We start from the raw sequence: 14,702 nt of genomic DNA, 5'->3' as shown, positions 1-14,702 counted from the left end.
CATGAGTATGAGTCAAGAAGAAATAGAAGCTTTAATGAATGGTTTAGACATCAGTGATGAAGAAACTGAAGAAGTTGAAGCAGAAAATAATGTTAATACTGACGAAATAGAACAACTTTTATCTCAAAGTGAAGGTATTAAAGATGATATTGAGTCCAATGAGGAAGATAAAAGTTCAACAGTCGATAATAATTCTGTAGATGACTTAATTGATGAATTTACTTCTGAATCTAGTGAGAGTTTAGTAAACAATGATGAAATCAATGATTTACTAAAAGATATTGAGTTAGATTCTGAAGATAATGAAGATAAATCAGATGAGTCAAATATTTCATTAAGTGATAATGAATTAGATAATATCTTAAATGATAACGATAGTTCACAATCAGAATCTTTAGAAAAAAATGAAAATAAATCAATAAATGAAGATGAAATAGTAAGAAATTGGGCTTCAGGGAAAATAGATGAAGGTGTTATTCCTTGGCCAGCTGAAAAAGATACTAAAGTTGTTAATCAATTAAGCCAAGTAGCAAATGATTCAGAAGAAAAAGTTGGACAAATTTTTGATGTATTAAGTCTTTCTTTAGATAACAATAATAATTTAAGAAATGAAATAAAAAATCTTAATATTTTTTTAGAAAAAGAAAAAAAATTGTTAGAGTCACTGAATCAGAAGTTTCCTAATATTTCTCATTTTAGTAGTCATTTATCAGAAATTAGTAAAATTAATGATAGTATAAATTTAATAAATACAAACTCTTTTGAAGAAGATTCAAAAATCTTTGAAGCAATGGAGTTAATGCAATTTAATGATATAAATAGACAAAAAATAGAAAGAGTAATGTCTGTTATTAGAAAATTATCAAATTATTTAAATAATTTATTTGAAGATGAGGGGAATAGCTCTGAAATAGCTGTAGCTAAGCATATTCATGGAGATGATTCAAATGATTTAATTGGAGATGATTTAGATAAACTAATTGAAGACTTTGCCAATAAAAAGTAAGGAGTAATAAATGAATCAAGGTGTATATCCTCTTGCAGCCTCTATGATCAATCAAATTAATAGATTAGATCAAATTAGTAATAACTTAGCAAACATTAATACTAATGGTTTCAAACAAGAAAATACTACTGAGACGACATTTAATTACTATTTGCAAAGGGCTCAACAAGAAAATTTTGCTCCTACAAAAAATAATATAGTTACTAACAATATACCAAAAATAGACGCAAAGTATATTCAAGGTGAAATGGGTCCCATTGCAGCTACTGGTAATAAGTTGGATTTTGCATTAAATCAAGCAGATACTTTTTTTAAAGTTCAAGATTTAAATGGAGATATTGTTTACACACGTGATGGAGCATTTAAGAACTTAGATGGGTTTTTAGTAGATTCAAATGGAAATAATGTTTTAAATGCTGATAATGAACCTATAGTTGTAGAAGAAAATTTTCAAGCTCAAATAGGTGTTGTTCAAATTCCTTATTCAAATTTGGAAAAAGTAGGAAATAATACTTATAAAGTTTTAGATGAAAATAATTTAGAAATATTTGGTGATAATGATGGATTAATTGTGCAAGGTGCGATTGAGAAGTCTAATGTTAATTCAGTTAGTTCAATGGTTGAATTAATAGATGCGCATAGAAGATTTGAACAGTCTCAAAAAGCAATTAAATCAATAGATGAATTAAATGCTGCATTAATAGAAAAAATAGGAAATAATACTAAATAATGGAAGCTAGTAGTGTAACAGAAACTTTATTTAAACATTTAAATTTTAGAGGCGAAAGACAAAAAGTTATTAGTAGTAATATCGCTAATATAAATACTCCAAATTATAAAACAAAAGAGTTAGTATTTGAAAATGAGCTTAATAAGGTACAAAATACATTACAATTATCAAAAACCAATTCTGGACACTTACCGAATGTATCAAAACATCAAAATTCTCATGAACCAAAATTGATTAACGTAAAAGGTTTAGAAGAACAAAATGATGGAAATAATGTAAACCTTGATACTCAAATGAGTGAAATGTCAAAAAATAAAATACTATATGATGCAATACAATCATCGATAAAAAAAGACTCAAGATTATTTAGATCAGTAGTTGAATCTTCAGCAAAAAATTAATTTTAGGATATATAGTTTATGGATCAACTAATAAAGTTTATAAATAACTTAAATACTGCACAAAGAGCGGTTATTATTGGAGGTTTTTCTCTTCTATTTGTATTGCTTATTGGTTTTTTGATCTACTCTGGAATTAAAGCTGAGGATAAAAAATTAAATTATACAATTGCTTCTAATCTTACTAAATCTCAAGTAATGCTAGCAAGTGATGAATTACAAGCCGCTGGAATAGATTTTTCTGTTGTTGGAACAGGAAATAACTTGACATTAAAAACATCAAAAGAGTTTATTAATATAGCTAAGATTAAATTAGTTACAAGCGAAGCAGCAACTAGTAAGCATGTAGGTTGGGAAATATTTGAAAAATCATCATTAGGTACTACCAATTTTGAAAATAAAGTTAAATATTTAAGAGCATTAGAAGGAGAACTATCTAGATCATTAGAGTCTTTATCATCAGTATTGAGAGCTAGTGTTAAAATCGCTATTCCTAAAGATACTATATTTACTGAGAGAAAAACTGATCCTACAGCTTCCGCAGTTCTTTCTTTAAAGCCAGGTATATTTTTGACTCAAAAACAAATTGATGGTATTAAAAATTTTATTGCTTCGGCTGTATCTAATTTAAAGCAAGAAAATATTCAATTAATAGATCAGGATGGAAATTTATTAGAATTATCGAAAGATGATATAAATAGTCAAAAGTCTTATACTCAAAATAAGTATAAAGAGCAAATAGAAAAAGATTATCAAAGAAAAATAGTTGATTTGCTGGAGCCTTTTGTTGGTGTTGGAAGAGTAGTAGCTAAAGTTACTGTTTCACTTGATTTTATAAAAAGAGATATTCAAGAAGAAATTTATGATCCAGAAGGAACAATTAGATCTCAACAAGTAATTGAGAATTCATCTGCATCACAAGGAGGACCTGCTGGTGCTGGAGGTGTTGCAGGAGTAGATAATAATATTCAAGCTCCTGCTAATACTGGTGGGAATGGAAATGTTGCATCTAATAGTGAAGGAACTAATACTGTAACAAATTATGAGATTTCTAAAAAGATTATAAAACAACAAGATAATAATTACACAAATATAAGAAGAATTACAGCAGCAGTTACCTTTGATTCAAGTGTATTGGAAGGTATAGCAAATAGAGATGAATTTTTGACATCTTTAGAATCAGTTGTTCAAGATACAATTGGTTATGATAATGCTAGAGGTGACAAGGTTACAGTTAGGGATTTCAAATTTTTATCTACATCTTCAAAAAATGGAGAAAAATTAGATGAAAACGGAAATGTTATTGTTGAAGATGAAAATATCGTTGATACTTTAACTCAAGTTAAAACTATTTTAAAAGAGTTTGGCGAATATTTTCAGTACTTAATTATTGCAATATTATTATTTGTCTTTTATAAAAAATTTATTGCAAATAATGAAGTTGTAATTTTAACAGATGGAACTACTAAAAGTGCTGAAGGTGGAGATGATAATGATCTTGTAAAAGATATGTTAACTGATTTTGAAAATGAATTTGATTCAGAAACAGCACGTGGTAGATTAAAATCAAAAGTAAAAAGTCAAATATTAAATAATATTGACGGTTTAGATGAAGAGTCTGCTGCAAGATATGCTGTATTTATTGAAGAATTAGATAAAGAAATAAATGAAAATCCTGCAGAGATTGCAAAAATGATAGAACTTCTATTAAGTGAAGGCGATAATAAATTTAGGTCATAGGGAAAATAATGGCAGAGCAAACTAAAACAAGTGAAATATTAAAAGGTATGTCAATGATGGACAAAGTAGCTAGATTCTTTGTTCTAATTGGAGAAGAGTCAACTGTTAAAATATTTCAACATTTGCCAAAAGAGTTAGTTGAATCAATTTCAACTGCAATTACTCAAATATCTTCTATTGACAAGGAAGTGTCCTTAGCTATTTTAGAAGAGTTTCATTTATTTACTAGATCGAAAAGTTTCATTAGTTCTGGTGGATATGATTTTGCTAGAGATATTTTATATAAATCTTTAGGAAAAGGTGAAGCGGATGAGGTTTTAGCTAAACTTTCAAGATTAAGATTAGCTGCCCAGTCTTTTTCATATTTAGATGGTATAAATCCAAAACAACTTAGTGACTTCATTAAAGATGAATCACCTCATACAATCGCTGTTATCTTATCACATATGGACCCTGCAAAATCTTCAGAGGTACTTATGCAACTAGATGAAGAAATAAGAGTAAAAGTCACTATGCAAATTGCAACAATTAAAGATGTTAGTCCTGATGTTGTTAGAACTATATCAGTTGTTTTAGAGAAAAAACTTGAATCTTTATTATCTTCTATTGTTGATGTAGGTGGAGTAAAAGTTGTTGCTGATATGTTAAATAAACTTGGACCAAAGTCTCAAGATATTTTAAAAAATATCAATGGTATTGATACTTCTTTAGCAACAAAAATCAAAGAGAATATGTTTGTATTTGAAGATTTATTAAATTTAGATACAGAATATGTGATGAAAATTTTACAAAATGTTGATACAGCAGATTTAGTTGTTGCCATGAAAAATTCTACAGAGGAAGATATGGAAAAAATAAAAGGTGCTATGTCACAAAGAGCTAAAGATAGATTCTTAGAAGAGTTTGAAATGCTTAATAAGGTTAAAATTAAAGATATTGAAGCTGCTCAGAGAAAAATGCTTGATGTAGCTCAAAAAATGATTGAAGATGGAATTATTGATAGAGAGACTGAATAATGGCAGATAATGTATATTCAAATGCAAAAATAGTAAATAAAAATGATAATATTGAAGAGTATAAATTAGGTACATTTATAAATAATCAAGTCTCAGAAGGAAATGACGCGACAGTAAGTAAAAACACTGCAGTTTTAAGTAATGCTCAAGAAAGTTCAATGTTAAGTGTAGAACCCCTTTTAGATGAAATCAAAAACTTACATCTAAAATTGGATCAAATTACATCAAAAGTTTCTATAATAGAAAATGAGGGAGTTAGATCTAAAGATATAGATGCTCAAGTTGTTCAAGCTATAAAAGATTTAAAACATTATGCTGCATTCTTTGAACAAGCAACTTTTCAAATGGAAACAAAACTTTTAAAGACATCAATTTCTATTGCAAAAAAGATTATAAATATTGAAGTAGGAGAGAACTCCTCACTAATTGCAAGGCAAACGATTACTCAATTACTTGAGAAAATTAAAACAGCTTCAAAAGTACAGATTCATCTTAATCCCAAAGATTATGAAATTTTAAAGGATCAGTTAAATTTAGATCCACTAATAGAATTAAGGCAAGATCCTAATGTAACAGCAGGTGGAGTAGTAATTGCTAGTGATTTAGGTAACTTTGATGGAAATATTGAGGCAAAAGTTACATCTATGTTGGAGACATTAGATACTGTTATTTGATAAAATAATCTTTTTAGACTAATTTTCAAAACTTTGTGCTATAATAAAGCAAAATAGATAAAAAAAGTGATTAAATGGAAATTAGCGAAAGAGATTATGACTTACTTGTTGATACTGAGATTACAGTCGATGTTATTTTGGGAAACACAAATATTTCTATTTCAGACTTTTTAAAACTAAGTGAAGGTGATATCATTTCTTTACATAAACCAGCTGGTTCAGGTGGAGATATTTATGTAAATAGCAGAATTATAGGAACAGGTGATATCATAGTAATTGAAGATAAATTAGCAGTTAGAGTTCAAGACGCAATGGATTCTGATAATGTAATTAGATTTTTCTTTGAAGAGAATATGATTTAGGAGTAAATTATGGCAGATAATATAGCAATCAACTCAAATACAGGTGTAGATGGTAACTCATACACATCTTCAATTAGTAATGATCAACTAACGAATGAGGATTTTTTAAATTTAATGATCCAAGAGTTAAAGTTACAAGATCCTACTAAACCTATGGATTCTCAGCAAATGCTTGCAACACAAATGCAAATGTCTACTATTGAGACTAACCAGCAAACTATTGCAGCTATGCAATCATTACAGACAGCTTTTTCTCAAAATGCACTATCAAATGCAGCTAACATTATTGGAAAAAATATCGAAGATGGAAACATCGGTGAAAATGGTGTTAGTAAAGCTTACACAGTTAGATCTGTAGAAAATGTAGATGGTGAAATACAAGTAATTGCACAACAAATGTTATATTTAGAAGATAGAATTATCACAGATGAAGAAGAACCATCTATAATTAATTATAATGTCAATGGTGAAATTATGGATGAAAATGGAAATTTAACTGGTGATAAAATTGCTCTTAATAATCCAGGAGAGCCTTTGCTTGATGAAGATGGTAAATTAGTTGTATTGGATGAAAATAATGAACAAATAGAACATAATTACAAATTAGCTGGAGTTTCAAGTCCTGTTTATTCAGATGAACTTACATCTATACCTTTTTCTACAATTACAAAAGTATTTTAGGAATTAATTATGATTGGTGCATTAAATAATGGAAAAATTGGATTATTATCTTTTGAAAATGCAATTTCTGTAGAATCTAATAATGTTTCTAATGCAACAACGATTGGTCATAAAGAAGATAATGTAACTTTTGAAGATATGATGTATAAAAATGGTTACGGTAAAGGTGTAAATATACAAAATGTTGAAAAAAGTTTTTCTCAAGGTAATGTTCAATTAACAAATGTAAATTTAGATGTTGCTATTGAAGGTAAAGGAATGTTTGTTATCAATGATAGGTCAACAGGACTTACTTATTACACAAGAGCTGGTAATTTTCAACAAGGAGAGGATGGTTTTTTAGAGACACAAGAATTATTTAAAGTTCAAGGTTTATCTCCTCAAGAAAAAAATATTACAGCTACAGATATTAATGATACATTATTTACAGATGAGTTCTCAAATTTTATTGCATCTATTGATATATCGCATGATGAAACAGTTTATAATCATAATGTAAAAACAACAGATTATAATTCAGCCGCAGTTGATGATACAATAAGTGGACAAAATTATAAAACAGCTAGCTCTAAAATTAATGATGTTGAACTTTTAAAAAATGATTTTTTAAACAAAATAAAACTTTTACAATCAAATTTTGATGTAGTTTCAACACCTTCTCAAAAGCAAATCTCTGAAGTTGATTTTTCTAGTCAATTACCAAACTTGAAAAATCAGAATGATTTTATTAGGGTGCAAATTGATGGGGTAGAATATAAAGAATATTTTGACTCGGATATTCAAACCACTTTAAATAATTTATCTGATAAATTGTCAAATACTGAAGGTTTTAATGCTAATGTTAGTACAAATGGAGTATTGACTATTGAATCTTTAGTCCCAGGTAAAGAATTTAAAATTCTAGAAGCTAACCTTAATAGTGAATATGTACCTATTTCTAAAATACAAGAATCTATTCAAGGTACAGGTTTAGCAATGTTAGATAGCAGCAGACAAGCTTTAAAAGAAGCAGTTGAAAATGCAGGTGGAAAATATTTAGAAATTACTAATGTATTAACATACAAAGATAAAACTGTTATAGGTAATGAAGATATCAATTTAAGATTAAATGCTCTAGGTTTAGTTGAGGATATAAAAGGTGAAGTTAGTATTAGTGATGATGGATTGGTTTATGTAACTAATGATAATAATAGTTTTTTAGTTAGTAAAATTTCAACTGCACATTTTAGAAATATGCAAGGATTAAATCCTGAAGGAAGTAACATCTTTAAAGAGACTCTTTATTCAGGTGAAGCTTTAAATGCAGATGATTTATCAACACTTGTATCAAAATCAATCGAAACAAGTAATGCATCATATAGTAATAGTTTAAGTAAATTACTCTTTTATCAAAAAGCATTTGAAGCTAATTCAAAATCAATTACTGTTTCAGATGAGTTTCTAAATACTGCTATTCAGATGAAAAAATAAAGATATTTCTGTCCATACATTAGAATTTTTTTAATTTTAATGTATGGACAGAAGTTCATAAACAAAGAATAAAGGATTTATCATGATTGGAGCACTATGGACAGGTATCTCAGGATTATCGTCACAACAACAAGCTTTAGATAATGAATCAAATAATATTGCAAACGTAAATACAATAGGATTTAAATCTTCAAGAATTTCGTTTGCAGATCAAATGTATCAAGATAGAATCGGTAAAGGTTCAAAAATTTTAGATGCAGAAAAATTATATGTTCAAGGTAACTTAAAACTTACAGGTGTATCATATGATATGGCTTTAAGTGGAGAGGGATTCTTTTCTGTAGTTAATACAAGGACAACTGGAACTTCTGAAATCCTTTATACTAGAGCTGGTAACTTTAGAATGGGGGATAATGGGACACTACAAGATGCAGCTGGTAATGAAGTACAAGGTTGGATGATGAGTCCAATTGATACAGCTAATGATGTAGTTACAACAAACCCAAATACAAGTGTTTTTACAAATGATTACACAAAACTTTTAAATTCAAAAGTAATTAGACATGGAACTTACATTGAAACAATTACAGCAAAAGCTACAGATTATACAGCAACAGCAAAATCAGATTCAGCTACTGTATTTAGTGGAGCTGGAATGAAGACTCAAGCTGCAAAAATTTCTGATGTTGAAGCAGCAATTGCTGATTACTCAAATTGGCTACAACAGTTGAAAAATGAGCCAGATGGAGCTTCTGCATCTTCAGTTGCACAAGTTTCACAAATAAACTTTAAATCTGAGACAGATGCAGTTATATCTAAAGATGGAGATCAAATATATGCATATATAGATGGTAATAAAATATTACAAACATTTGTATCAGTTACTACGACTGAAACAGGATTAACTACATCTGATTTAAATAATGATGGTCTTGTAGATGCAGCTGACCAGAATATCCAAGCAAGTAGAATTGCTACATATAAAGCATTAGCAGATAAGATATCTGAAATACCTGGATTAAAAGCTTATATGGTTAATGAGAGTGGTGGAATAGGTGATACACTAGAATTAAGTGATAGTTATGAATTATCAACTGCTCAAGCTGATATGGCAAAAGGTATTATACAAATAGAATCGCTAATTCCAGGAAAAGAGTTTGTGATTTCAGAAGTAGCAGAAATCTCTGGTAGTATAACTAATCAAGGAAGCTTCCAAACACAAACACTTGCTTCAGCAGGTGAGGGTATTGGTGCACTTGAATCATCTAGAGATGCATTAGCTAGATTAGTTACTGGTAAACAGCAAGATGTTTACACTACATCAGGTCTTGGACTTGCTGAAGATGGTTCAATTACAAAAGATTTTACTTATGGAATTACTATTTATAATAAAGAGTTAGGTGCAACAATCCCTGTTCCAAATGATGGTGGTAACCCACCTGCAGCTTTAAATATTTTAATTGATGATGCTACAAGTATTGATGATATTGTAGCTGCAATAAATGATACAACAAAACCAACTTTTTTAGCAAGTAATGGTAATAGAGATGCTGTTGTAACTAATAACTTAAGTGATTATATTGTTGCAAAAAATATAAATGGAAATCTTGTTATTGAAACATTAGATAATAATTATGATGTTGAATTTACAGGAACTTTAAAATATTCTGATGTTACAACTGATACTGATGCTTCAAATCCATTAGGAGGAAACTATACTCCTATTGATAAAGATAATAACTATAGTGGAAGACAAGGTGCAGGAGCAGAGTTTTTAGAAATTGTAAATAAAGTTGATCAAACATCAACTAAAGGAAGTTTACAATTAAGACTTGATACATTAGGTATTTCAGATTCAGCATTTGGTGAATTTGCAGTAGATAGTACAGGTCTTATAACTATGACTCAAGATGGTGCAGAGTTTGCAATTGGACAAGTAGCAATTGCTTTATTTAATAACTATAGAGGCTTAGAGCCAGTTGGAGATAACTTATTATCAAAAACAACTGAATCAGGTGAGCCTATTCATAATTTAAATAATGATAAAACAGCAAAAGTAGAAGCTCAAACTTTAGAATTAAGTACAGCAGACTTAAGTGAGAGTTTGGTTAACTTAATGGTATTTCAAAGAGCATTTGAAGCTAATGCTAAATCAATTACAACTTCTGATGAGTTGTTGAATACATTAATCAATCTAAAAAGATAATTTTAAATAAAGTAAGTTTTTACTTACTTTATTTTTATTAGGATAAACTTGGAAAATATCATATTAATTACAGTTTTAGGAATATTATTGCTCTATTTCTTTTCTAGTGCTAATGTTTATAAATCTTTATATAAAAAAGTAAATGAAGAGAAGAATATTGTTGAATCTGAGATTCAAAGACTACACACTTTAATCGATAGATATGAAAAGCAAGTTAAAGTTGGAGTAAATACTTTAAAAACTAACCAAGAAACATTACAAGTAGCAAGAGATGATTTACAAGAATTAAGAGTTGAAAATATGAATTTAAAACAAAGAATTGATATATTAGAAAAACGTAATGAAGAGTTATATGCTCAAGTAAATGCCATAGTATAGGTTATTAATGAAGTTATTATATAAATTATTATTAATATTTTGCTGTAATATTTTATATGCTAATGATTTAATAGAGTCTCAACCTGAAATACTATTTAAATTTGATAAATTAAAAAAGTCTCAAAAAAATTTAGCACTACAAGTTGATTTTAATAAAGCAGTATTGTTACTTAGTAAAGGTGAATATAAAGAAGCAATTGAATTATTTAAAAAAACTGAAGGAATAATGTATGTACCTTCAAATTTAAATATTGGTATTGCTTATTATAAGTTAAACTCTATTGATAATGCTATATTATATTTAACAAAAATTTACGAAAATGAAAATTTTATAAAAACTAATAGTTTTTCTTATATGTCTGCAAGTTTTTATTTATATCAAATTACAAAAGATAATAAGTATCTTGATAAAATTGTAAAAATCTCAAAAAAATATAGAGAACTATCAGAACATTCAAAAAGAATGCTTGCAGATACTTATATAATTTTAAAAGATTATAAAAGTGCACTTATGGTTTTAGAAAGTATGGATTTCGCAATGACTTTGAAAAAAGCGTTGATACATATAAAGCTACAAGATTATGAAAAAGCAAGGCGATTTTTACAAAAAGCAAAAGATGAAACTTCTAATCCAAATACAATTAATGATATTTTATGGTTTGAAACATTTATAAACCTTAAATCAAATAAAATTAAACTTTTAAAAGAGAATTTAGACGAAATAAACAAAAGAAGGATTCTTTTCAAAACAAATTTAGAATTACCTTTAGAGATGTTTTTTAATGAAAATAAATATACTTCTAAGCAGTATTTAGATTTAATACTTAATTTCACAGAGAACAGAAAAATTGATTTTATCTATTACTTCGCACCTTTCATTTTTTCAGATACACAAGAAGTTATTTATGATACGGTTAAAGGGTTGATGCACAAAGAGGAACTCGGAATTGAAAACTTAGAACAAATGGTTGAATATAATGGAAAGTTTTTAAGTGTTGTAAAAGATGATCCAATATTAAGAGTAACTGAATTAAGAAAATATTTAGGTGAGAACTCAAAATCTTATGTTTATTATAATTATGCATTAGCATGTACACACATCTTTGATTTTAATACAGCATTTACATACTTTCAAAAGGCATATAAACTAAATCCAGGAAATAAACTTTTCGCATCAATGGTACTTATTACTGCAAAAAGAATAAATAAATTTATACCAGATAAAGATTATATTGAATCAAATATTAATTCAAAAAATGGTCTATATGAATACTTTGGAAAAGAACTATACAGACTATTTATAAACCAAGCATCTAAAAATAGTGTTCAAGCAAAAGATTATGAGTTAACAGTATTTTTTAAAGCTTTAGATTTTATGGAGCAAATGAATGAGGGTAAGGTTGATATTAATCATCCTTTATTAGATGAACATATTAAAGACCCTTTAACATATTTAATAAGGCTTGTACAAAGAAGACCAGGAGAAAATGACTTTAATTACTATTCTAGACTTCAAGATACTGTTCCTTTAAGTATTAATAATAATTTTTTAGAAGGCCCTTTATTAATAACTCAATATTATATCGATTTACTTAAATCTATAGGTTTATTTTTAAAAGCAGATATGAAAATAATTGGTAAGAAATCTCCATCTTATCTAAGAACTCAAGCTTTGAGAAATTTACATTTAAATAAGCCAGATGAGACAATTAAGACAATTGAGTATTTACAAAAAGAGTATAAACTTGAAGATAAATATAATATGTATTTAATGGTTGCAGCTTTATTAAAAGCAGGTAGATATAATGATGCATCTATTCAAATTTCTTTAATAAAGGCTGTATTAAAGGATCCAGGTGCAGATTTTTTAACTGCTGTTCAATTAATACAAGAACTTAAATTAATAAGTGCAAAACAATATTTAAAAGAACCTTATTCTGATTCTTTAATAGATTTTCGACTTTTAGGCTTCGATGAGTATTTAGAATCTCTATAATTTATCCTTATATCTGAAATAATTTAATTTTTTTTTGATATAATGTAAAATTAATAGTTACTTTTTAGGAGGATATTATGGAAATTGGAAGAATTGCAGAAATAGATAACGCAAAACAAAATAATATTGAAAAAATTCAAAAAGTTAGTAATGTAGATGAGAAAGTAAAAGTTATTCAAGATGATGAATATAAAAAAGCTATGTCTCCTGAGAATAATACCCCTCAAAATGAAGTTATACTCGATAATATAAAGTTCGGATATAACAAAAATTCAAAAGATTTTTTTGTAAAAGTTACAAGAGGTGAAGTAGAGAATAAATATCCTACAGAGGATATGATGAAGATAAAAGCTTTTTTATTAAAAGAGCTTGAATCTCTTCAAAATAAAAAAGATTAAGGCAAATTAATTGGCTTCAGATTTATCAGATATTTTTAAAAATGAGTTATCAAATACTTTAGAACAACTTTTATCAAAAAGCACATCCGTTGATAGTGTTACAGAATTAAATATTGAATCTTTAGGCTCGACTCAGCTAGTTGATTGTGTCGCAAAATTTGATTTTAAGGATATATCTTCAACTTGGCATTTTTATATACCAACCATTAGTGCAACAAAATTTGAGTATTTAATGCTTGGAGGGATGGGAGACTTAAAAGAACACATAGATGATGAAATTACTGATGCTGTTAATGAAATCATTTCTAATGTTTGTGGAAGTTTTTGTACAAGTGTTAACGCTCAAGGTTTTGATGATGTAAGTTCAATTAAAACAGAAATAAAAAGTTCAAGTATTATTGACAGTAATACTATACAAAAAGATAATAGTTTCGAGTTTATAATAAGTTTAGATGAGGATAAGCTTCCTGTAATTGTTTCTTTTGATCAAATTATTTTACCATTTTTTTCTTCTATTACAGGAGATGAATCACATGAAAATGTTGCATCGAATCAATCTTCTAGTAATGCTAGTATTGTACCATCTTCAAATAGTAATTCAACTTCATCAATACAAGCACCGAAAAATTTAGAGCTACTTTATAATGTAAAATTAAAATTGAGTGTTAGATTAGGTACAAAAGTTGTTTTATTAAAAGATATTTTGAGTTGGGATATTGGAGAAATTATAGAATTAGAACAAATGGTTAATGAGCCTTTGGAAATTTTAGTTAATGGAATTAAAATTGGTGAGGGTGAAGCTGTAATTGTTGAAGGTAAATTTGGATTAAAAGTAAAAAAAATTGGTAATAGTGATTTAAAATTGAGTCAAATAGGAATATAATTTATGGATAAGAGTACTTTAGGTGGATTAGTCGGTGGTTGGGGTTTAGTTGCCTTAGCTATTATTCTAGGTGGTGTAGGTTTTGGACCATATATTGATATCCCATCTGTTGTAATTGTATTTGGTGGAACAATTGCAGTAACAGCTGGACAATTTGAAGGCTCTGATTTAAAAAGAATCACACCTGCTATAAAGGTTGCTTTTAATGAAGTAAAAGTTGAACCTCTACCTGAACTTGTTGAAAAAATTATATTCTACGCGACAGAGATTAAAAAACATGGTGTAATGCAAATTGAACAAAAAGTTTTGCAAGAGACTAATCCATTTTTTAAAGAAGCATTCCAGTTACTAGTTGATGGTACAAAGCCTGAAGCTTTACAGCCATTATTAGAAATTAAACTAGAACACATGAATAAAAGACATAATACAATGATTGGTATATTTGGTAATATGGGTGGAACAGCAGGTGCAATGGGAATGATTGGTACTTTAGTAGGTCTAGTTGCAATGCTTGCAAACCTTTCAGATCCTGCTGCTGTTGGTCCTGCAATGGCAGTTGCCTTATTAACAACAATGTATGGTGCACTTGTGGGTACACTTTTAGCAGGGATTATAGAAAGCAAATTATCTCAAAAACATGCAGTTGAAGAGACTGCTTGTGAAGTTATTATTCAAGGTGCAACAATGATTGCAGCTGAAGAATCAATAGGAAATATTAAAATGCAACTAAATGCAATTTTAGTTGAGACTGAAGAGTAGTATTT

Annotated in this window: 15 protein-coding genes; all 15 read left to right on the top strand. The window is 28.1% G+C overall.

Features of this window, described 5'->3' with window-relative positions; all coding sequences use genetic code 11:
- Positions 1–7 precede the first annotated feature (7 nt).
- Positions 8–1,006 carry a hypothetical protein gene (locus APAC_RS10425; RefSeq protein WP_170170158.1) on the top strand — a complete coding sequence of 333 codons (999 nt, stop codon included), beginning with the start codon at positions 8–10 and terminating at the stop codon, positions 1,004–1,006.
- A 10-nt stretch (positions 1,007–1,016) separates the two neighbouring features.
- Positions 1,017–1,736 carry a flagellar hook-basal body protein gene (locus APAC_RS10420; protein ID WP_130234042.1) on the top strand — a complete coding sequence of 240 codons (720 nt, stop codon included), beginning with the start codon at positions 1,017–1,019 and terminating at the stop codon, positions 1,734–1,736.
- Positions 1,736–2,137, top strand: a complete 402-nt coding sequence (gene flgB / locus APAC_RS10415) for a flagellar basal body rod protein FlgB (protein ID WP_130234041.1) — start codon at positions 1,736–1,738, stop codon at positions 2,135–2,137. Before APAC_RS10420 ends, flgB begins: the two co-directional genes overlap by 1 nt.
- 18 nt (positions 2,138–2,155) lie before the next feature.
- Positions 2,156–3,874: a flagellar basal-body MS-ring/collar protein FliF gene (gene fliF / locus APAC_RS10410; protein WP_130234040.1), complete on the top strand. Its 1,719-nt coding sequence runs from the start codon at positions 2,156–2,158 to the stop codon at positions 3,872–3,874.
- 8 nt (positions 3,875–3,882) lie between these two features.
- Positions 3,883–4,890, top strand: coding sequence for a flagellar motor switch protein FliG (gene fliG / locus APAC_RS10405; RefSeq protein WP_130234039.1), 1,008 nt, complete (start codon positions 3,883–3,885; stop codon positions 4,888–4,890).
- Positions 4,890–5,564 carry a FliH/SctL family protein gene (locus APAC_RS10400; RefSeq protein ID WP_130234038.1) on the top strand — a complete coding sequence of 225 codons (675 nt, stop codon included), beginning with the start codon at positions 4,890–4,892 and terminating at the stop codon, positions 5,562–5,564. The genes fliG and APAC_RS10400 overlap by 1 nt, the downstream gene beginning before the upstream one ends.
- Positions 5,565–5,638: 74 nt before the next feature.
- Entirely contained in the window at positions 5,639–5,926 is a 288-nt protein-coding gene (locus APAC_RS10395; RefSeq protein ID WP_130234037.1) for a FliM/FliN family flagellar motor switch protein, read from the top strand.
- A 9-nt stretch (positions 5,927–5,935) separates the two neighbouring features.
- Positions 5,936–6,607, top strand: coding sequence for a flagellar hook capping FlgD N-terminal domain-containing protein (locus tag APAC_RS10390; RefSeq protein ID WP_130234036.1), 672 nt, complete (start codon positions 5,936–5,938; stop codon positions 6,605–6,607).
- 9 nt (positions 6,608–6,616) lie between these two features.
- Positions 6,617–8,077, top strand: coding sequence for a flagellar hook-basal body complex protein (locus APAC_RS10385; RefSeq protein WP_130234035.1), 1,461 nt, complete (start codon positions 6,617–6,619; stop codon positions 8,075–8,077).
- A gap of 82 nt (positions 8,078–8,159) precedes the next feature.
- Positions 8,160–10,283 carry a flagellar hook-basal body complex protein gene (locus APAC_RS10380; protein WP_130234034.1) on the top strand — a complete coding sequence of 708 codons (2,124 nt, stop codon included), beginning with the start codon at positions 8,160–8,162 and terminating at the stop codon, positions 10,281–10,283.
- A 48-nt stretch (positions 10,284–10,331) separates the two neighbouring features.
- Positions 10,332–10,661, top strand: coding sequence for a hypothetical protein (locus APAC_RS10375; protein ID WP_130234033.1), 330 nt, complete (start codon positions 10,332–10,334; stop codon positions 10,659–10,661).
- 7 nt (positions 10,662–10,668) lie between these two features.
- Positions 10,669–12,657 (top strand): tetratricopeptide repeat protein, encoded by a 1,989-nt coding sequence (locus tag APAC_RS10370; RefSeq protein WP_130234032.1) that lies wholly within the window; start codon positions 10,669–10,671, stop codon positions 12,655–12,657.
- Between the two features lie 77 nt (positions 12,658–12,734).
- Positions 12,735–13,055, top strand: a complete 321-nt coding sequence (locus tag APAC_RS10365) for a flagellin (RefSeq protein ID WP_130234031.1) — start codon at positions 12,735–12,737, stop codon at positions 13,053–13,055.
- 10 nt (positions 13,056–13,065) lie between these two features.
- On the top strand, positions 13,066–13,938 hold the full coding sequence (locus APAC_RS10360; protein ID WP_130234030.1) for a FliM/FliN family flagellar motor switch protein: 873 nt from the start codon (positions 13,066–13,068) through the stop codon (positions 13,936–13,938).
- A 3-nt stretch (positions 13,939–13,941) separates the two neighbouring features.
- Positions 13,942–14,697: a motility protein A gene (locus APAC_RS10355; protein ID WP_130234029.1), complete on the top strand. Its 756-nt coding sequence runs from the start codon at positions 13,942–13,944 to the stop codon at positions 14,695–14,697.
- The last annotated feature ends 5 nt before the right edge of the window (positions 14,698–14,702 follow it).

Origin of the sequence: Malaciobacter pacificus, assembly GCF_004214795.1 — a bacterium.
Lineage (GTDB): Bacteria > Campylobacterota > Campylobacteria > Campylobacterales > Arcobacteraceae > Malaciobacter_A > Malaciobacter_A pacificus.
This window is presented reverse-complemented; position numbering and strand designations above follow the sequence as displayed.

Excerpts from the sequence above, each read along its gene's own strand:
- APAC_RS10365 (WP_130234031.1), top strand. The coding sequence starts at position 12,735 with ATGGAAATTGGAAGAATTGCAGAAATAGATAACGCAAAACAAAATAAT.
- APAC_RS10395 (WP_130234037.1), top strand. The coding sequence starts at position 5,639 with ATGGAAATTAGCGAAAGAGATTATGACTTACTTGTTGATACTGAGATT.
- APAC_RS10390 (WP_130234036.1), top strand. The coding sequence starts at position 5,936 with ATGGCAGATAATATAGCAATCAACTCAAATACAGGTGTAGATGGTAAC.
- APAC_RS10420 (WP_130234042.1), top strand. The coding sequence starts at position 1,017 with ATGAATCAAGGTGTATATCCTCTTGCAGCCTCTATGATCAATCAAATT.
- APAC_RS10385 (WP_130234035.1), top strand. The coding sequence starts at position 6,617 with ATGATTGGTGCATTAAATAATGGAAAAATTGGATTATTATCTTTTGAA.
- APAC_RS10400 (WP_130234038.1), top strand. The coding sequence starts at position 4,890 with ATGGCAGATAATGTATATTCAAATGCAAAAATAGTAAATAAAAATGAT.
- APAC_RS10380 (WP_130234034.1), top strand. The coding sequence starts at position 8,160 with ATGATTGGAGCACTATGGACAGGTATCTCAGGATTATCGTCACAACAA.
- APAC_RS10355 (WP_130234029.1), top strand. The coding sequence starts at position 13,942 with ATGGATAAGAGTACTTTAGGTGGATTAGTCGGTGGTTGGGGTTTAGTT.
- flgB (WP_130234041.1), top strand. The coding sequence starts at position 1,736 with ATGGAAGCTAGTAGTGTAACAGAAACTTTATTTAAACATTTAAATTTT.
- APAC_RS10425 (WP_170170158.1), top strand. The coding sequence starts at position 8 with ATGAGTCAAGAAGAAATAGAAGCTTTAATGAATGGTTTAGACATCAGT.
- fliG (WP_130234039.1), top strand. The coding sequence starts at position 3,883 with ATGGCAGAGCAAACTAAAACAAGTGAAATATTAAAAGGTATGTCAATG.
- fliF (WP_130234040.1), top strand. The coding sequence starts at position 2,156 with ATGGATCAACTAATAAAGTTTATAAATAACTTAAATACTGCACAAAGA.
- APAC_RS10370 (WP_130234032.1), top strand. The coding sequence starts at position 10,669 with ATGAAGTTATTATATAAATTATTATTAATATTTTGCTGTAATATTTTA.